Annotated in this window: 21 protein-coding genes; 9 read left to right on the top strand and 12 right to left on the bottom strand. The window is 50.3% G+C overall.

Annotation, left to right across the window (positions count from 1 at the left end; all coding sequences use genetic code 11):
- Positions 1 to 31 precede the first annotated feature (31 nt).
- The 3 genes from FDZ78_RS11525 to FDZ78_RS11515 form a co-directional block, all read right to left on the bottom strand.
- Positions 32 to 910: a hypothetical protein gene (locus FDZ78_RS11525; protein WP_123398071.1), complete on the bottom strand. Its 879-nt coding sequence runs from the start codon at positions 908 to 910 to the stop codon at positions 32 to 34.
- 113 nt (positions 911 to 1,023) lie between these two features.
- The gene (locus tag FDZ78_RS11520) at positions 1,024 to 1,650 is read right to left on the bottom strand and encodes an L-threonylcarbamoyladenylate synthase (protein WP_107031594.1); all 627 of its coding nucleotides are present in this window, start codon (positions 1,648 to 1,650) and stop codon (positions 1,024 to 1,026) included.
- A 42-nt stretch (positions 1,651 to 1,692) separates the two neighbouring features.
- On the bottom strand, positions 1,693 to 2,175 hold the full coding sequence (locus FDZ78_RS11515) for a rhomboid family intramembrane serine protease (protein ID WP_240740268.1): 483 nt from the start codon (positions 2,173 to 2,175) through the stop codon (positions 1,693 to 1,695).
- A 472-nt stretch (positions 2,176 to 2,647) separates the two neighbouring features.
- Between FDZ78_RS11515 and FDZ78_RS11510 the strand changes: the two genes are divergently transcribed.
- The 3 genes from FDZ78_RS11510 to FDZ78_RS11500 all read left to right on the top strand — a co-directional run bounded on the left by FDZ78_RS11510 (position 2,648) and on the right by FDZ78_RS11500 (position 5,512).
- On the top strand, positions 2,648 to 3,544 hold the full coding sequence (locus FDZ78_RS11510) for a lysophospholipid acyltransferase family protein (RefSeq protein ID WP_123398072.1): 897 nt from the start codon (positions 2,648 to 2,650) through the stop codon (positions 3,542 to 3,544).
- Between the two features lie 14 nt (positions 3,545 to 3,558).
- The gene (locus tag FDZ78_RS11505; RefSeq protein ID WP_136408586.1) at positions 3,559 to 4,551 is read left to right on the top strand and encodes a stealth family protein; all 993 of its coding nucleotides are present in this window, start codon (positions 3,559 to 3,561) and stop codon (positions 4,549 to 4,551) included.
- 85 nt (positions 4,552 to 4,636) lie between these two features.
- A complete protein-coding gene (locus FDZ78_RS11500) occupies positions 4,637 to 5,512 on the top strand; it encodes a glycosyltransferase family 92 protein (protein ID WP_107031592.1) in 876 nt (291 codons plus the stop codon).
- A 74-nt stretch (positions 5,513 to 5,586) separates the two neighbouring features.
- On the opposite strand, the gene FDZ78_RS11495 is transcribed toward FDZ78_RS11500, so the two are convergent.
- From FDZ78_RS11495 to FDZ78_RS11485, 3 genes are read right to left on the bottom strand one after another with little or no spacing between them, the layout of a single operon-like run.
- Positions 5,587 to 6,540, bottom strand: coding sequence for a stealth family protein (locus FDZ78_RS11495; protein ID WP_160630604.1), 954 nt, complete (start codon positions 6,538 to 6,540; stop codon positions 5,587 to 5,589).
- A 1-nt stretch (position 6,541) separates the two neighbouring features.
- Entirely contained in the window at positions 6,542 to 7,471 is a 930-nt protein-coding gene (locus FDZ78_RS11490; RefSeq protein ID WP_107031603.1) for a Stealth CR1 domain-containing protein, read from the bottom strand.
- A gap of 15 nt (positions 7,472 to 7,486) precedes the next feature.
- Entirely contained in the window at positions 7,487 to 8,242 is a 756-nt protein-coding gene (locus FDZ78_RS11485) for a glycosyltransferase (RefSeq protein ID WP_240743516.1), read from the bottom strand.
- 245 nt (positions 8,243 to 8,487) lie between these two features.
- Here FDZ78_RS11485 and hisG point away from each other — a divergent pair, with 245 nt between their 5' ends.
- The 6 genes from hisG (at position 8,488) to hisA (ending at position 14,220) form a co-directional block, all read left to right on the top strand.
- Positions 8,488 to 9,339, top strand: a complete 852-nt coding sequence (gene hisG / locus FDZ78_RS11480; protein ID WP_107031589.1) for an ATP phosphoribosyltransferase — start codon at positions 8,488 to 8,490, stop codon at positions 9,337 to 9,339.
- A 24-nt stretch (positions 9,340 to 9,363) separates the two neighbouring features.
- Entirely contained in the window at positions 9,364 to 10,644 is a 1,281-nt protein-coding gene (gene hisD, locus FDZ78_RS11475; protein WP_123398077.1) for a histidinol dehydrogenase, read from the top strand.
- 14 nt (positions 10,645 to 10,658) lie between these two features.
- Positions 10,659 to 11,690, top strand: coding sequence for a histidinol-phosphate transaminase (hisC, locus tag FDZ78_RS11470; RefSeq protein WP_124075550.1), 1,032 nt, complete (start codon positions 10,659 to 10,661; stop codon positions 11,688 to 11,690).
- 43 nt (positions 11,691 to 11,733) lie between these two features.
- A complete protein-coding gene (gene hisB, locus FDZ78_RS11465) occupies positions 11,734 to 12,837 on the top strand; it encodes a bifunctional histidinol-phosphatase/imidazoleglycerol-phosphate dehydratase HisB (protein ID WP_124075549.1) in 1,104 nt (367 codons plus the stop codon).
- Positions 12,834 to 13,421, top strand: a complete 588-nt coding sequence (gene hisH, locus FDZ78_RS11460; protein WP_136408585.1) for an imidazole glycerol phosphate synthase subunit HisH — start codon at positions 12,834 to 12,836, stop codon at positions 13,419 to 13,421. Before hisB ends, hisH begins: the two co-directional genes overlap by 4 nt.
- 76 nt (positions 13,422 to 13,497) lie before the next feature.
- Positions 13,498 to 14,220 (top strand): 1-(5-phosphoribosyl)-5-[(5-phosphoribosylamino)methylideneamino]imidazole-4-carboxamide isomerase, encoded by a 723-nt coding sequence (gene hisA, locus FDZ78_RS11455; RefSeq protein ID WP_136408584.1) that lies wholly within the window; start codon positions 13,498 to 13,500, stop codon positions 14,218 to 14,220.
- 116 nt (positions 14,221 to 14,336) lie between these two features.
- On the opposite strand, the gene FDZ78_RS11450 is transcribed toward hisA, so the two are convergent.
- The 6 genes from FDZ78_RS11450 to FDZ78_RS11425 form a co-directional block, all read right to left on the bottom strand.
- Positions 14,337 to 16,037 carry a SulP family inorganic anion transporter gene (locus tag FDZ78_RS11450; RefSeq protein WP_136408583.1) on the bottom strand — a complete coding sequence of 567 codons (1,701 nt, stop codon included), beginning with the start codon at positions 16,035 to 16,037 and terminating at the stop codon, positions 14,337 to 14,339.
- Between the two features lie 233 nt (positions 16,038 to 16,270).
- Positions 16,271 to 17,116: a 50S ribosomal protein L11 methyltransferase gene (gene prmA, locus FDZ78_RS11445; protein ID WP_107031582.1), complete on the bottom strand. Its 846-nt coding sequence runs from the start codon at positions 17,114 to 17,116 to the stop codon at positions 16,271 to 16,273.
- Between the two features lie 45 nt (positions 17,117 to 17,161).
- Positions 17,162 to 17,440 carry a hypothetical protein gene (locus FDZ78_RS11440; RefSeq protein ID WP_136408582.1) on the bottom strand — a complete coding sequence of 93 codons (279 nt, stop codon included), beginning with the start codon at positions 17,438 to 17,440 and terminating at the stop codon, positions 17,162 to 17,164.
- A gap of 10 nt (positions 17,441 to 17,450) precedes the next feature.
- A complete protein-coding gene (locus tag FDZ78_RS11435) occupies positions 17,451 to 17,795 on the bottom strand; it encodes a hypothetical protein (RefSeq protein WP_107031580.1) in 345 nt (114 codons plus the stop codon).
- Positions 17,796 to 17,947: 152 nt separating this feature from the next.
- Complete coding sequence (locus FDZ78_RS11430; protein WP_107031579.1) at positions 17,948 to 18,145, bottom strand: YtxH domain-containing protein; 198 nt, start codon at positions 18,143 to 18,145, stop codon at positions 17,948 to 17,950.
- Positions 18,146 to 18,191: 46 nt separating this feature from the next.
- Positions 18,192 to 18,389 carry a YtxH domain-containing protein gene (locus FDZ78_RS11425; protein WP_107031578.1) on the bottom strand — a complete coding sequence of 66 codons (198 nt, stop codon included), beginning with the start codon at positions 18,387 to 18,389 and terminating at the stop codon, positions 18,192 to 18,194.
- Positions 18,390 to 18,411: the final 22 nt, after the last annotated feature.

Here is an 18,411-nt window from a genome sequence, read left to right as displayed (position 1 = left end):
ATTTATAAATACTTTCTGTTCAGAAGCCAGCTTATATCTCTATGGTAATCTTTGGAGTCAGCCGGCAGCCGATGCTTTCTTTAAAATCACACAGTCCTACGGCTGGAATGCCGTCAGATGAAGCCGGTCCCAGATCAAAGAAGCGCACACCACTTGTCGGGATGCTTTCGGCATAGTGCCTGATTATATTGTATGACAGGAAGTTCATGGGTCGGAAATCACGTCCTTCCGGCAGATCGCCCCAATAGATCAGCTGAACCGTTTCCGGCGAAGTATGATAGATAATCGCCGAGGCTATGCCCTTACCCTCTTTCCTGACGATAAAGAAATCCATACTGATGATCTTCGATGTCGCCACAATGTCATCCAGAGTCATATGCACAGGATAGCCGTGACTTTCGTGATTCACGCGGATAATGCTGTAGATCTCCTCGATCTCGGCATCAGTCGGATCAACGCAACACTCGAATTCAAGCCCACGGCGAACGGATGCCGAGAGATTGCGCCGCGCGCTGGCCCACAGACGCTCATCGAACAATGAAAAATCACTGAGCGAATAATGATAATTGAAATCGGCATAAAGCTGCCGCCCGCCGCCCGACAGCAGGCAGAGAGCCTGACGGCTGAAACGGGAACAGTCGCCGTCATAACAGGCCGGAGGCAAAGTGACCGCCACCGGCTTTCCACATGCCCGTCCATATGCCTTAAGCTCCACAGCTGCGTCAAGATAGTATGACAGGCGCTGTGGCCCACGCTCCTCCATCCCGCCGAACGGAGCGGAAAACGGAGAACGCAATAGTCCGCCACGCTCTCCAAGTATGATCCCCAGACGGATCTTCCCCTTGTCATCTGCAAAGGCAAGATAGTGCACATCGTCACATTTGCTACGGTTCAGCTGACTGAACTCCACAGAATTGAATGTATGTGATACCGACTTAAAAAGTGCAGCATATTCATCGGGGGTAATTCGCTTAAGTTGCACGTGAAAAACTCAAAATTCAAAAAACAGTTAAACTCAAATTGCTATTGCAGTTCTCCCTTACCCTCACGGATAATCTCAGGTGAGCGACTGTCAGTCAGATCGACCACCGTAGACGGCAAGGGCATGCCGCCTGAGAGGCTCTCACCGTCTCCGCCGTCATCAATCAGCAGCTCTGCCTGCCCCTCGAAAGCCAAGGCCAATTCCTGGGCATCAAATTCAGGCACTTCGTCATCGACCTTCAGCGACGATGAAAGTATCGGATGTCCGAGCCGGGCCGCTATCGCCATAGCTATCTGATTGTCAGGCACACGGATTCCCACCTCTTTTCTCCCTTTGAAAACTTTAGGCAGAGAAGTCGCCGCAGGCAGTATGAACGTAAACGCACCCGGCAGGTTCCTGCGCAGAATTCTGAAAGCCTCGTTGTCGATACGGGCATACTCGCTGGCCATAGAAATGCCGTCGCAAACCACTGACAGAGTCTGTTTCTGAGGATTCACACCTTTGATCCTGCAGAGCCGTTCAATCGCACCGTTGTTAAGGGCATCGCAGCCCACGGCATAGAGCGTATCTGTCGGATAGATGATAATTCCACCAGCCCGCAGGCAGTCTGCCACCTCATCGAGATATCGCTCGTTGATGCTACTGGGATACATTCGTAAAGTCCTCATATCTATATCTGTCAATGTTTTTTATGATATACAAAAATATCGCTAATCGGCTGCCGGGCGCAGTCGAGGCCAGATGATTGATGATAAATCCCTGCGGTTTGTGATGATGAAATAACACCTGTAGACCAACACCGCATAGATAGCCCCGACAGCGCCACCCACAAGAATATCAGACGGATAATGGACACCAAGATACATTCTTGAATAGCATACAGCCGCTGACCATGTGATCATCAGCGCTGTCATCCATTTCAGCCTTGTCAGCAGAATCATGAACACAGCCAAAGCCACGGTATTGGCCGCATGACATGACGGAAACCCGTATCTGCCTCCGCGATATCCGTTGACAAGCTGAATGAAAGCGCTGTCTGGATTGTCGGGATGCGAAGGACGCAGACGTTCAAAGGCAGGGCGTATCAGTGTGGCGCACGTCTGGTCGGCAAGGGCTATGATGGCCCCGATGCTCAACAGCACAAGCACCATCTTCCGCCAGCCGAAACGATAGCCGATAAATGCCGTCAACATAACGTAAAACGGTATCCAGGTCGCTTTCCCGCTTACAAACCACATAATATGGTTAAAGACGGGACTATGCGCTCCGTTTATGGCAAACAATATCGACTGCTCAAATTCTTTCCACATAGCTGGATCTAACAAAGAGTATTCCATAATAATCCGTGAAGAGTGTATCAAAAGAAGGTCTTGGAATGTGATAATATCAGAAACATCGAGGGTTGATTGGCACCCTCCGGCAATGAAAGCCGGACAATCAGCTTCCAATTCGACAAAGTTACTAAAAAAAACGAAATATCGACCTGCATCGTCATCACAAAACATCACTGCAAGGCTCTGATTTAAATATTTTAACCATTGATTTGCCAATCTTGGAAAAATTAGATAATTTTGTCCTTAATTGTAAAATGTACAGCCTGACACACTCTGCCGGGCTGCTATATGCCAACTGTCAACCACCAAACCCTATAAGCGCCTTCTCCGGATGAGCTATCATTTGCTTCGCTTTTTCTTCAGAATTATGTCACGTCTGCCATTCAGCGTACTCTATGCATTGTCAGGTGTGATGTATCTGCTTTTATACTACGTCATCCGCTACCGTCGGAAGATTGTCCGCAAAAACCTCACTGAATCATTTCCTGAGAAAAATAGCAACGAAATACTCGGCATCGAAAAAAAATTCTACCGCTACTTCGCCGACAATATAGCCGAAAGTTTCAAAATGTCAGCCATGTCACCTGAAGAGATGGGGCGGCGCATGCGCTTCACCAATGTCGAAGCCGTCAACACCGTGCTGCGTCAGAGCACATCAGTAGCACTCTACCTCGGCCATTACGGCAACTGGGAGTGGGTCTCCTCGATGCCGCTCCACCTTGAAAAGAGCGCAATCGCCGCCCAGATCTATCACAAGCTGCGCAACAAGGCAATGGACCGGATCATGCTCGAACACCGAGGCTCCCACGGCGCCGTCAACGTAGACATGTACAAAACCGCCCGCTACATCACCGAACTATCGGCACGCCATCAGACAAGCATCATCGGATTCATCGCAGACCAGTCGCCCAAAAAGCGCGAGGTGCGCCACTTCCTTCAGTTTCTCCATCACAAGACTCCGGTCCTTACCGGCACAGAGAAGATCACGAAACACTACGGCTTCGACCCTTGGTTCGTGCGCATCCGGAAAGTAGGCCGTGGATATTATGAAGCTGAATTCATCCACATGCACGACAATCCGAAATCTGTCCACGACTTCGGGCTGACACAAATCTATTACGAAATGCTCGAACAAGCCATCCGCGAAACCCCCGAACTCTATTTGTGGACCCACAACCGATTCAAACACGCCGAGCTGTCAGAACCCACAAACGCCAACACCCTATAACACCCCCGGAAACTATGGAAATAGATTTTGTAATAACATGGGTCAACATGGATGACCCCGAATGGCAGAAGGAATTTGCAAAATACTCCGGGAAAACCGTGACGGAGAAAAACAGCGTCACCGATGCCCGCTTCCGCGACTACGGCTTCCTGAAATACTGGTTCCGCGGCGTGGAGAAATTCGCCCCCTGGGTGCGGAAAATACATTTCATAACAAGCGGGCAGAAGCCCGACTGGCTCGATGCGGAAAACCCGAAAATCAATCTCGTCAGCCACAAGGACTACATACCGCAGCAGTTCCTGCCGACCTACAACTCGGTGGTGATCGAACGCTACATCCACAAAATCCCCGGCCTCGCCGACCACTTTGTCTACTTCAACGACGATTTCTATATCATCAACAGCATTACCCCCGAACGCTTCTTCCGCAACGGACTGCCATGCGACATCGCCGCGTTCCAGTACAACCCCTCCTGGTCTCAGTGGTATCGCCGCATCAAAAACAACATCCGTATCATCAACGCCAACTTCAGCAAGCCTGAAGTCATGGCCCGCTTCCATGACAAATGGTTTGACAAAAGCTACGGATCGCGAGCCCGCTGGAACTATCTGCTTAGATATTACGACAAGTTCATCACCCTCAGGACCCCCCACAACGCCCAGCCCTACCTCAAAAGCACTTTCGAGGAAGTCTGGCAGGCCGCAGGAAAGGAACTCACGGCCACATCCGTCAACCGTTTCCGCGCGTCTGATGACTACACTCCCGAACTTTTCCGCACATGGCAGATATGCAAAGGCAACTTCGAGCCTTACAACACCTACAGCGACACCAAAATGTTTCCGCTGATGATCAAATCGAAGAAAGCCATAAAAGCCATCCGCGAACAGTCTTATTCGCTCATCTGCCTCAATGACAACATTCATATCCGCAACTACAACCAGATCATGGCAGAAGTGCGCGATGCTTTTGAAAGCATTCTCCCCGAAAAGTCGAGCTTTGAGCTTTAGACAGACGCCAAAGCCAAGATAGCCTTTTTCGAAAAACACTGATGCCAGACGTTATTCTAACCACCTTTCAAAAAAATCACCCGGCATGAACAAGGTAGCTGCAGAAATAATCGCGGGGCTGATTCCCCGCAAAATGGCAAGGAACCGCTGGCGCGGAATACTGCGCTACGGTGTCATCAAGGCCTTGAAACTGAAATTCCGTCTGAAACGCGACCACCGTAAGCCAGACTGTCGGCTTGCAGTCTGTGCCATAGCCAAAGACGAAGGCCCGTATTTCAAAGAATGGCTTGACTGGCATATCAGCCAAGGCGTGGAGAAGTTCTACATCTATGACAACGAAAGCACCGACTGCACCCGCGAAGTGCTCCGGCCCTACATTGAGTCCGGTGTGGTGGAATACTGTTACTATCCCGGCTATCGCCGTCAGATAGCAGCCTATGACGACTGCATGGACCGTCACCGCTTCGACACCCGCTGGCTCGCATTCATTGACCTTGACGAATTCATAGTTCCGATAGCCGACAGTTCCATTCCGGAATTTCTCAAGCGTTTCGAAGACTCGCCTGCCGTCGAGATCAACTGGCTGATCTATGGCAGCGGTGGCGCGGAAAAGAAATCGCCTGATCCGGTAATGCAGCGGTTCAGACACCACTCACTCCCCGGCCACAGACTCAACCGCCACGTGAAAAGCATTGTTGATCCGCGGCGAGTGTTCGTCATGACCGGATGCCACGAAGCGGCGCGCATCGACGGAATAGCTGCGGATTCGCACGGCGATCCTATCACGCGAAATTTCCGCGAACGCGAACCGCAGCAAGACGTGATCCGCGTAAACCACTACGCCGTAAGATCAAAAGAAGAATTTATTGAAAAGCAGAACCGCGGACGGGCAAGCGGAACGCAACGCACCATACCGATGGACTATTTTTACAACTATGACCTAAACGACATAGCCGAATAAACACCGACCGGCCCGCACACATACAGATTCTGCTGTCAGTGTGCGAGCCGGATTGTTATAACTTGCAACCGTGGTTATTTCTCGAACCCTGATTTTTTTGGAAAACGGCTCTTGAGATACTCTGTAACGCGCTCGCGGTCATTCTGATCGGCATACTGCGAGTCGTTCATGCAGAAAAGCAGCGGATTGTATTTCTCAAGCTTCTCATAGTGCGAATGATTGTCAATATGAAATCTGAACGATGTTTTCTGCGACACATATTGCAGATGGCCCTGCTTCTCGGCTATAGCCGCATAGGAATAAATGTTGCGCTGGACATCGTTGTCACTGCGAACATGATTAGTCAGCGTCGGTTCGATCTCATCCTTGAACACATCTTCAAACACATGGCGGCAGAAACTCTTATTGTAAGCATCTATATTGTGATGTGTCTTTCCGCCATAATAGACTCCGTAACGTCTTTCTACCATTCTGGCCGAATTCTGAATGGTAAGGTTATAGTTGCTTATTTTGCGTTTAAGCAGCTTGCTCTTCAAGAATAAGGTCAATCTCCTGAACGGTCTGCGGTTAAGTCTGAGTATCGGGAGACCGTCAGATCCGAAAAAATCGGCAGGAGTGACAGGCCTGTTTATAAACATGTCATCATTGGCATACAGAAAATGCTCTCCAAGCCCCGGAATCCGGTAAAGGAAATGTTCGATCACAGGCGAATTGAAAGTCGGAAGATATTCAGCCGGTATGATTTCCGTGTGGTCAACAATCCTGATCTTCGGATTGCTGACATCAAGCCACCGTGGCACCTGATTGTCTGTCACAATGAAAATCCTTCGGATCCAGGGAGCATACATCTCCACAGCCCGCAGACTGAACTTAAGTTCATCATTGTCGGCATAGCGCCCCTCGCAATTTACAGCCGAACCGTCTTCGGTCCGCCCTATTGTCGCATTACGCTTTGCGCGCCACTGCGGATCATTGCCGTTGACCCACAGATAAACCAGATCCACTTCCATAGCTTTCATTGACTTCATACTATTTTTCAAATTCCGACTTATTCGGAAAACGTCTTTCCAGATATTCACTTGAGCGCCTTCTATCCTCGTCCGTTGCAAACTGAGAATCATTCATGCAGAAAAATATCGGATTATATTCTTCCAGTTTCTGATATTGCTCAACTTCATGGATCTGGAGACGGAACGATGTCTTCTTATTTACATACTGAGCATGAGCACGCTTTTCCGCCAGTGGAACATAAGAATATATGTGACGGTTAATATCTTCATTATCCCGTATATGATGAACCAGTGTAGGCTTGATCACATTCTTAAACATATTATAGACATGCTCATAATCGCTCTTGCGGTAAGAATCGATATTGTGATGAGTCCTATCTCCAAAATAGATTCCCAATTTACTGTTTACAAGATTGGCAGCATTGGCAATCTGACGATTATATCCACTCAATTTCTTTTTTAATATTTTCTGCCGAAACCACACATAGCTTTTTCTGAATAGACGACGGTTCATACGTACAATCGGGAAACCGTCTGCTGCAAAAAACGTCTCTGGAGTGACGGGACGATTGATGAGCATATCATCATTCCCATATAGAAAATATTCTGACAAGCCGGGAATTTTATAAAGGAAATTTTCAATTATGACAGAATTGAAACAAGGACGGCTTTCTTCAGGCAGAATTTCTGAATGATCTACTATCTGAATTTTCGGATGAGCTGTATCAAGCCATTCCGGCACCTGATTATCCGTGACTATAAAAATCTTACGGACCCAAGGGGCATATAGCCCTATAGAACGCAGACTGTATTTTAATTCTCCATTATCCATATAGCGTCCTCTGCAGTTTACCGAAGTATGACCTATATCCCCTGTTACAGATTGGCGTTTGGCCTGCCACTGCGGATCATTACCATTGACCCACAGATAAACCAGATCTATTTCCATATCTTGCTTTTTCGTTTATTTCTCAAGTTGATTATTAACTTCCGGATATCTTTGTATAATAGTTTTGAATGCGATGTCGTTACGATCAGTTCCGGACTTAAAGTTTACTGTCTTCAGAGCAAGTTCGCGAGGCTTACCAAGTCCTTTAGGCTTATTGTGAGGGCCGAAAGGCACAGGTATTACTGTTCGCCCATTAGCTACCGCCGCCGCCCAGAACCATATATCATCAGTGGTCGGAGCCAATGTAGTGAACATTTTTTCGTCAAGCATATCGGCTTTGAGCGAATGAGGCGGATAGAGCACACCTCCGACTCCTGTCTGAATTATATTCGGGCTGATTTTGATTTTACTACCGATAAAATGATACCACCTGAGTTTTGGCCATTTTCGATATGGTTTGTCAGGCACTATCCGTTTTGCTCTGTGAGCCAGAATATGGCCAGGAAAACGTTTATGAAGACGGAGCAGGCTATCGAGCATGTCTGGATGATAGTCTGTATCATCATCTATTGTCACAATGACATCCTCCGGAAAATCCTTAAGCGCCGGAATCAGTTTGCGATACGACCTTATTTCACTGGCATAGTCCCTGATTTCAAAAATCGGATTCTTATCGGCAAGGTCAAGCAGATCTTGCGGAATTCCGCAATTTTCAAACTGGGAATATGTCAGATAAAGCACAATTTTGTCAGGAAGCACAGACCCTGCAAGAATTGATTTCACGGTCGGCAATACAAATCGTATCGCAGCAGGAAAAGATGTCAATGACACGATTACACGTGTCTTTTCATTGTCTCCGTTTGTGTTTATCATTCTTATGGTATTCTTTAATCAAAGCGCGAGGAGTACTTCACAAAGGTAACAACTTATTCCGAGCTATGCAAACTTTCTGAAAGTTGCCAGCCGGCGGATTTCTCCGACTTGAAAGATTTCATGAGTAAAAGCGACCTCTTTGATTGCATTTTAGAATAAAAACCGTATCTTTGCGCATCAATTTCTAAGAATTATTACAATATATGTTACGAATTGCCATTCAGGCCAAAGGTCGCCTCAACGAAAAAACAATGGCTTTGCTTGCCGATGCGGGAATCTCGGCGTCAGTAGGGAGCCGCTCCCTCATCGCCCATGCCAAGGGCTTCCCAGTAGATCTTTTGCTACTCCGTGACGATGATATTCCACAGGCTGTCGCAATGGGCACAGCCGATCTCGGAATTGTCGGGCTCAACGAAGTGGAAGAAAAAGGCGTGGATGTCCATCGGATAATACCGCTCGGATTCGGCGGTTGCCGTCTGAGTCTCGCAGTGCCACGCGAGGCCGATTACAAAGGGCTCGAATGGTTCAACGGACGCCGTATAGCCACATCTTATCCCGCCATACTCTCGCGCTTTCTTAAAGAAAAAGAGATCAGCGCCGAGATCCACACCATAACCGGTTCGGTGGAGATAGCTCCGGCAATCGGCATGGCCGATGCAATCTTTGACATTGTTTCTTCCGGAGGCACTCTTATACAGAACGGCCTCGTGGAAGTGGAGTCTGTGCTCGAATCTCAATCTGTACTGATAGCCACACCGGATCTTCCGGCCGAAAAGCAGGAGGAACTTGACAAGCTCTGTTTCCGCTTCCGCTCTATAATCGAAAGCCGTGGCATGAAATATGTGCTCATGAACCTGCCGAAATCATCGCTTGACGAAGCCCTGAAGATTCTTCCCGGAATGAAAAGCCCTACAATCCTGCATCTGGCTGATCCGGAATGGCTTTCGCTCCATGCTGTGATCCCCGAATCGCAGCTTTGGGAAAAAATCGAGCAGCTGAAAGGCATCGGAGCCGAAGACATACTCGTGCTCGTGCTTGAAAACATTGTCAAATAAGAGGGCACTTAATCAGACACAACAATGGATACCTATATAAATCCGCCGCGCGCCGAGTGGCCGCGGCTTACCGAGCGCAACATTCCTGATGATCCGGCGGTCGACAAAGCCGTCAGCGGAATCATCGCTGACGTCAGACTGCGTGGAGACGAAGCTCTGCGCAATATGGCCCTGCGCTTCGACCACACTGAAATCAGCTGTTTCGAAGTCTCGGAAGCTGAAATAGCCGAAGGATGCGCCAAGGTCAGCGATGGAGTCAAAGCCGCCATCAGCCTGGCCAAGGAAAACATAACACGCTTTCACTCGGCCCAGCGCCCGGCCGATGTCGATGTAATGACAATGCCCGGCGTCCGCTGCGTGCAGAAGCCTGTGGCCATTGACCGCGTAGGGCTTTACATACCAGGCGGTCGTGCCCCGCTCTTCTCCACAGTGCTCATGCTCGCCTGCCCTGCCCGGATAGCCGGATGCAAAGAGATAATACTCTGCACACCGCAGAGCGGCAACCGTCCGATAGCACCTGAGATACTCTATGCAGCCGCTGTCTGCGGCATAGACAGGATCTACAGAATAGGCGGCGCGCAGGCCATCGCAGCAATGGCTCTCGGCACCGAAAGCATTCCGAAAGTCGACAAGATCTTCGGGCCGGGCAACCGCTATGTCACCAAAGCCAAGCAGCAGCTTTCAGCAACTGTGGCTATTGACATGCCCGCAGGTCCGAGCGAGGTTCTAGTAATGGCCGATGACAGTGCCAACCCGACATTCATCGCCGCAGACCTCCTCTCGCAAGCTGAACACGGGCCTGACAGCCAGGCGATACTCGTCTGCACCTCCGAGCGCATCGCGTCAGAGACGCAGGCTGAAATCAGCCGCCTGTCAAAAAAACTCAGCCGCGAGGACTCTGTGGCCGGATCGCTCTCCCACAGCCGTCTGATTGTAATGGACGGGCGCGATGACATGATCGATTTTGTCAATGCCTATGCGCCGGAACACCTGATCATCTCCATAAAATCACCCTGGACAGTGGCCCAGGAGATACGCGCGGCAGGCAGTGTGTTCATAGGCAATTACTCTCCGGAAAGCGCAGGAGACTATGCGTCAGGCACAAACCACACACTTCCCACCTCTGCCTGGGCGCGGGCCTACAGCGGCGTGAACCTCGACAGTTTCATGCGCAAGATCACCTACCAGGAACTCACGCGCGAAGGCCTCGGACTGCTCGCGCCTGCTATCACCGCAATGGCCGAAGCCGAAGGGCTTGACGCTCATGCGCTTGCTGTCAGCGTACGCACCCAATCCGACACCTAAACACCTTTACCGCAATGAATCCTCTGAGCTTTGTACGCCCCAACATACTCTCTCTGGAGCCATACTCGACCGCCCGTGATGAATTCAAAGGTGGCGACATCTCCGTGTGGCTCGACGCCAATGAAAGCCCCTACCCCTCAGGACTCAACCGCTACCCCGATCCCCATCAGAAGGAGCTGAAAAAAGCGATTTCCGCGTTGAAAGGCATAGCGGCCGATAATATATTTATAGGTGGCGCAGGCAGTGACGAGGCCATCGACCTCACCTATCGCATCTTCTGCCGCCCCGGAATTGACAATGCCATTGCAATAGCTCCGAGCTACGGGGTCTACGCCGTAAGCGCCTATATCAATGATGTAGAACTGCGCAGCGTGGCACTGAACGAGGACTTTTCTCTGCCGGTAGAGGCGCTCCTCGCGGCCGCAGATGAAAACAGCAGACTGATGTGGATCTGTTCGCCCAACAACCCGACCGGAAATTCATTCAGCCGTGCCGACATTCTTCGTCTGGCCGACAGTTTCAACGGCATGGTGGTGGTTGATGAAGCCTACATAGACTTCTCGGCTGAGCCGTCGCTTCTTGCAGATATAGCCACACATCACAATCTGATAGTGATGCAGACATTCTCGAAAGCCTGGGGCATGGCCTCGCTGCGTATGGGCATGGCATTTGCCGTGCCTGAAATAGCCGAACTGTATGGCAGGGTGAAGTATCCCTACAATGTCAACGGTCCGACACAGGCCGGACTGATCAGACGCATCGCCGAAACTGACATCAGCCCCCAGGTGGAGGAAATCAGACAGCAACGCGATTATCTCGCCAAGACTCTGGCCGCCCTTCCTAAAGTCAGAAAAGTCTATCCTTCGGATGCCAACTTCCTGCTCGTCAAAGTCGATGATGCCGATGCGATGTACAGCTATCTGACAGAACACGGAGTAATCGTAAGAAACCGCAACAAGGTAACAGGCTGCGGCAACTGCCTGCGTTTCACCGTAGGCACACCCGAAGAAAATGCCCGCGTGGTGGCTCTTCTTGAAAAATTCTGATATCCACGAACCGACTTTATACTCATGCAAAACCAACTCAGCTATGGCAAAGAAAGCTATTTTCATTGACCGCGACGGCACAATTATAAAAGAGCCGGCCGACGAGCAGATCGACTCGCTTGAGAAGCTCGAATTCGTACCCGGCGCAATCTCCGGGCTCCGCTCACTGATGAACCGCGGCTATGAACTGGTCATGGTTTCGAATCAGGACGGCCTCGGAACAGCCTCATTCCCGGAAAAGACCTTCTGGCCGGCCCACAACCGCATGCTCTCCACTCTTGAAGGAGAAGGCGTGAGGTTTGACGATATACTGATAGACCGTTCGTTTCCGGCTGATAACGCTCCGACCCGCAAACCGCGCACCGGAATGCTCACCGCCTATCTCGGCGGTGACTATGACCTGGCAACAAGTTTCGTTATCGGCGACAGGATGACCGACATCGAACTCGCGCGCAATTTAGGTGCACGCGGCATACTCATAGGCCACGCCGGCAACACCGAAAACATCGACGGATGCGAACTCGTCAGCGACAGCTGGGATGAGATTGCCCGCCATATTCTCTCGGCAGACCGCATGGTTTCAATAATACGAAACACGTCCGAAACACGCATCAGCCTGGCGCTCGACCTTGACGGGCATCTGCCCTCGGCGATAGACAGCGGCTTGAAATTCTTCGACCATATGCTCTGGCAGATCCCGCACCATGCCGGAATTTCGATCGATCTGAAATGTGACGGCGATCTTGAAGTAGACGAACATCACTCGATGGAAGATATCGCCATTGTGCTCGGCCAGGCGATAGACAAGGCTCTCGGATCGAAAACCGGCATTGACCGCTATGGATTCGTGCTGCCGATGGACGAGTGCAAAGCACTTGTACTGATCGACTTCGGAGGCAGGGCTGATTTTGTATGGGACGTGGAGTTCACTCGCGAATATGTAGGCGACACCCCTACAGAGATGTACAGCCACTTCTTCAAATCGCTCTGCTCCGCCATGCGCTGCAATCTCCACATCAGCGCGCGCGGCGAAAACAACCACCACCTGATCGAAGGTGTGTTCAAAGCCTTCGCCCGTGCGCTACGCATGGCCGTCAGACGTGACGTGTTCAGCTATAACCTGCCATCAAGCAAAGGAATCATATGATAGCCATAATAGATTACGAAATGGGCAATCTGCGTTCGGTAGAAAATGCCCTCAGCCGCCTCGGAGCCGAGTGGAAACTGACCTCGGATCCGGAAGAGATACGCAGTGCCTCGCGGGTTCTCCTGCCGGGGGTCGGAAACGATGCCGAGGCTATGGGACGTCTGCGGGAACGCGGACTTTGTGAAGTGATCCGCAATCTACGCCATCCGGTGCTCGGCATCTGCGTAGGCATGCAGGTTATGTGCCGCCACTCGGAGGAAGGAGATGTTGACTGCCTGGGGATCTTCGATGCCCATATCCGCCGTTTCCCTGAAGAAGAAGGTCTTAAGGTGCCCCATGTAGGCTGGAACCGAATCAACAATCTGGAATCGAAACTGCTCAAAGATATCGGCCGGGGAAGCTATGTCTACTATGTGCATTCATATTATGCCAATCTCTGTCCTGACACCATCGCGACCACCCGCTATGGCACCACTCTTTTCAGCGCGGCGCTCAAATATGAAAATTTCTACGGTACTCAGTTCCATCCCGAAAAAAGCGGTGATGTCGGCGAGCGGATTCTCGCCAATTTCCTGAAACTGTAGGCCATGCATGCCACAAAAAACATATACGGTTCACTGCCAAGTCTATCCCCCAGATACACCAACAGATAAAAAAACGATGATCGAAGTAATCCCTGCCATTGACCTGATCGACGGAAAGTGCGTCAGGCTCTCTCAAGGCGACTATGACCGTTGCACCGACTATAATCTCTCGCCTGAAGACATGGCGAAACGTTTTGCCGACCACGGGCTGACACGCATACACGTCGTTGACCTTGACGGTGCCAAGGCAAGTTCTCCGCGTAATCTCCACACCCTCGAACAGATTGCCCGCATCAACGGAGTGACGGCTGAATGGGGAGGAGGCATAAAAACCGGACAGGCGCTGAAAGATGTGTTCAACGCAGGAGCAACCTATGCGATCATCGGCAGCATAGCAGCCCGCGAACCTCAACTGATGACTGAATGGCTACAGACCTATGGCGGCGAGAAGCTGATACTCGGAGCCGATGTGCGCAACGGCAAAGTTGCCGTCAGCGGATGGCTGGAGGAAACAGCCGATACGATTGACGATCTGCTTGCCCGTTTTATCCCGTCAAGTCTTTCCCAGGCCATCTGCACCGACATATCAAAAGACGGAATGCTTGAAGGTCCGGCTTTCGGTATGTACACACGTCTTCAGGAAGCGTTTCCGGATGTTGTGTTCACCGTCTCCGGCGGCATCAGCTCAATCCGTGACATCGAGCGCCTTGACGCACTCGGCCTGCGGCGAGTCATTACAGGCAAAGCTATCTATGAAGGCCACTTGGCACTCAAAGAATTACAGAGATACGCCAGATAACACACACCAAAAGCTTCTTAACACACTGCCGGCTGACAGCGACCGGTGACAAAAAAGCCTGACAGCCCGCGGACATGACGCGAGTGTCAGGCTTTTTCGTTATTCAGAGGCTCTTATCAGACTGTGGCTGCAGCCGTAGCTGAGGCAGGAGCCAGCCTATTGGCCATTTCAACAGCCTTTGTGATATGGTCGCAGATATGGTCATCGCCGAGGAGCGTATTGACACCGGCGTTGACAAGCGCTGCGCGCACATTCTCACGCACGCCGGAAAGAACCACCTGGATATTCTCGTCATGCGATGACTTGATGAGCACTTCAAGATTATGGATGCCCGTAGAATCGATAAACGGCACTTTGCGCATACGGATGATGCGGACTTTGGGCTTCTCGCCGATGGTGGTGCGCATCAGCTCATCAAACTTTGTGGCGACACCGAAGAAGAACGGGCCATCGATTTCATAGACCTCTACACCGGGGTTGACGTTGAGCATCTCGTGATGTGTGGTTTCAGAACCTTCGGCAATGTCAAGCTGCTCGGAGTAAACTTTGATCTCAGTGTTTTCCATCACACGGCGCAGGAAGAGGATTACAGCAAGAAGGAGTCCCATCTCAATTGCGATGGTCAGATCGAAGATGACGGTCAGAAGGAAGGTAAGGACAAGCACTGAGATGTCGCTCTTCGGATTGTGGAAGATGGCACGGATTGTGCGCCAGCCGCTCATGTTGTAGCTGACAACAATCAGGACTGCAGCAAGGCAGGCCATCGGGATCAGGTTGATCAGAGGCATAAGGAAGAGGAAGATCAGGAAGAGGACAATGGCATGAACGACACCGGCTACGGGGGTGCGTCCGCCGTTGGTGATGTTGGTCATTGTGCGGGCAATCGCTCCGGTGACGGGGATGCCACCGAAGAAAGGCACGATGATGTTGGCCATGCCCTGGCCGATAAGTTCGGTGTTGCTGTTGGTGCGTGTTCCTGTCACACCGTCAGCCACGGTTGCTGACAGCAGTGATTCGATAGCTCCGAGAATCGCGATTGTGAATGCCGAGGGGAGCAGGCGGTTGATCGTGGCCATGCTCAGTTCAAATCCGTGAGGTTCTGGTATGTCAGTGGATAGTGAGCCGAAACGATCGCCGATAGTCTCGACATGAAGACCGGGCACAAGTGACACCACCAGTGTCACAAGTATAATGGCTATCAGTGCGCCTGGCAGACGACGAGAAATTTTGGGAGTGACAATGATGATTGCCAGAGCCGCAAGGCCTACTCCGAGAGTGATCCAGTCGACATTGCCGAAATTTGAAAGATACATGCCCCACTTCGGGATGAACTCGCTCGGCACGTTTTTCAATCCAAGTCCGAAGAAGTCGTTGATCTGTGTGGAGAAGATTGTCAGCGCGATACCTGCCGTAAAGCCCACCACAATCGGATAAGGAATGAACTTGATGACTGTTCCGAGGCGGAATATGCCGAGAGCCACAAGGATGAGTCCGGCCATCAACGTGGCCACCGCCAGTCCTTCAAGACCGAAATTGGCAATGATATTGTAGACTATCACGATGAACGCACCTGTAGGGCCACCGATCTGCACCGTGCAGCCGCCGGCTGCCGAAACAATGAAGCCACCTATTATGGCTGTGATGAGACCGACTGTGGGGCTGACGCCACTGGCTATACCGAAGGCGATTGCAAGCGGGAGAGCCACAATGCCTACCACTATACCGGCCACAAGGTCGTTTTTAAACTTGTCAAAGGAATAATTTTTCAGAGTCGAAACCAATTTCGGCTTGAAATCAAGAGAAGCTGCAAAATTCATTAGAAAACTTCCTTAGTTACTATATATACTGTTATGCCGACACATCTCAGTGCCGATTTTCTCTATTGGAAACAATTCAATCGGAAGAAAGCATAAAGGCAACGGTCCCCAATGTCCCCCCGTTTGAGGGTGCAAAATTACTTAATTTCCGCCAAAATTCACTAAAATAGACAAAATATTTCCTCCTAATAGCCTCAATAATTGGCGAGACTTATAATTTAGCAATGATTGGCTCAAGCTGTGCAAAGTTTCAGGCAGCACCAGCGGTTGAGGGTAGTGTGTGATTTATAGGTAAGACCGAGGGGTTCGGCGGCTGACATGATAACGGGAATATCCTCTTCATAGAATCCGCTCAGCAGCATTGTAGCTCCGGAGGCAAGAGTGGCCGCATAGGCTGCAATGTCTGCGGTGATGATGTTGCGGTTGATATTGGCAATGAACAGGTTCACATTCCTTACCTTTGCAAGTTCTGCAACATCTCCGAGATGGAGTTCAACGGTTTCAGTGGAATTCAGACGCATGTTCTCCACCGCGTTTGTAAAGGCGAATTCATCAATCTCCACCGCATCTACCCGGCGGGCGCCTCGCATGGTTGCGAGGATGGCAAGAATTCCGGTGCCTGTGCCCATGTCAACCACATTGAGCCCCTGGAGGTTCATGGCAAGCAACTGGCGGATGACAAGCGAAGTAGTGGCATGGTGGCCGGTTCCGAAAGCCATCTTGGGGTCTATGACAATATCATAGCGGCATTCGGGAATGTCTTTGTGGAAAGAGCTGTGGATGACACACTGGTCATCAATCACGATCGGCTGAAAGTAGTTTTTCTCCCATTCCTTATTCCAGTCCTGCCCCTCTACAAGTTTCCGGCTGACTGTAAACGCGGTCTCCATAGGGAAATCAGCCAAAAGGGAATCAATTTCTCTGTGGTCAAAAAGTTCGGCCTTTATATATGCGGTCAGTCCGGTTTCATCCGGCACAAAACTTTCAAACCCTGCTTGGGCAAGCAGGGCGGCAAGAATATCGGTACGGGTCTCGTCACACGGGGTTGCATCGAGACGCAGTTCTATGTAATCGTTCACTTCAGAGTGTTCTTTGTTTATTCTGTTTGTTTATATTATGATAGTTTATTTTCGTTTGAACCAACGCATTACCTTGAATGCCTTGCTTCCGAGGCGGAAAGTAACAAGAGCTATGTCAAGATAGCTGAGAGTGCCAAGAACCTTACCAAGCATGCCCCCTGATTTCACCGGATTGACTTTTTTCAGTCCGGTGAAGTTGCGTTTCAGCCGGTCACGGCTGATTTCGATACGGGCGGCAGTATAGGCCCGCATATAGCGAAGTTCATCAAGTGTATAGCCCTTCCATTCGGCTTTTTCGTGAGGGAGTTCCTTTGCTGTACTCATAACTGTGATGTCAGGGATTGAAGAAAAGACGTGAAACGAAACGGGCAATCGGATTTATGATCAGCTGCTTTCTGAATGCGAGAGCCACAGCAAGCAGAAGCACATAGAAGCCACACATTATAAAATAAGCCCAGATCATGCCTACCCCGGTAGCGATACAACGCACCACTGCGAGTGATAGAAAAAACATGATCAGAGAAATGAGGACAAATGCCAACAAGGAGAATGACAGCATTGTAAGAAGCATGGTAAGCTTTTCGGCTGCCGTCAGTCTGGCATAGTCTATGTTTAACTTCAGTGCGGAGCGCAATTCAGCCCACAGCACACTGAACTGATTCTGTTGTTTGTCGGGCATAGATGATAAATGTGCGAAATAACGCACAGTGTAAGAGAGTGATGAACTCGCGACACTTGGTCGCCCCACAGTCTCAGCGGAAGTCAGCGGGGCGACAAAGCTACGCGTTTATGCTGCCATGATGCAGCGGCAATGAAAATTCGATAGACGGATCAGTCGTCAATCTCAGTGGTGAGCTGTTCGACAAGAGCATCAATCTCATTATCAGAGCAAATGATACCTTTTTTGCGGAGAAGATCGGCGATACGCGCACGGATATCCTCACCCTTTTCAGGAGCAAAAAGCACAGCGGCTCCGGCACCGACGATAGCGCCTCCGATAAAAGCATAGAGCAATGACAGATTTGACATAATACTATTAGGGTGTTAACAGAGTTTTGTACTGAATATTATTGATTTACTTTTCGATCTCTTCAGCGATTTCGTCAGCCAGTTCTTCGAGTTTGCTCTTCTGAAGCTTGATGCCTTTGCTTTCAAGATACTTCACTATGTTGCGACGAGTCTTTTCGCCCTTTTCAGGAGCAAGGAGAAGACCAACTGTAGCGCCGGCAACAGCGCCGCCGATAACTGCGAGAACAATGTTTAATGCTTTCATTTCTTTTATCTATTTGAGGGGT

The organism is Duncaniella sp. B8 (assembly GCF_005304985.1).
Classification (GTDB): domain Bacteria; phylum Bacteroidota; class Bacteroidia; order Bacteroidales; family Muribaculaceae; genus Duncaniella; species Duncaniella muris.
The sequence above is the reverse complement of the archived record's forward strand: the minus strand, read 5'-3'. Positions and strand labels throughout refer to the sequence as shown.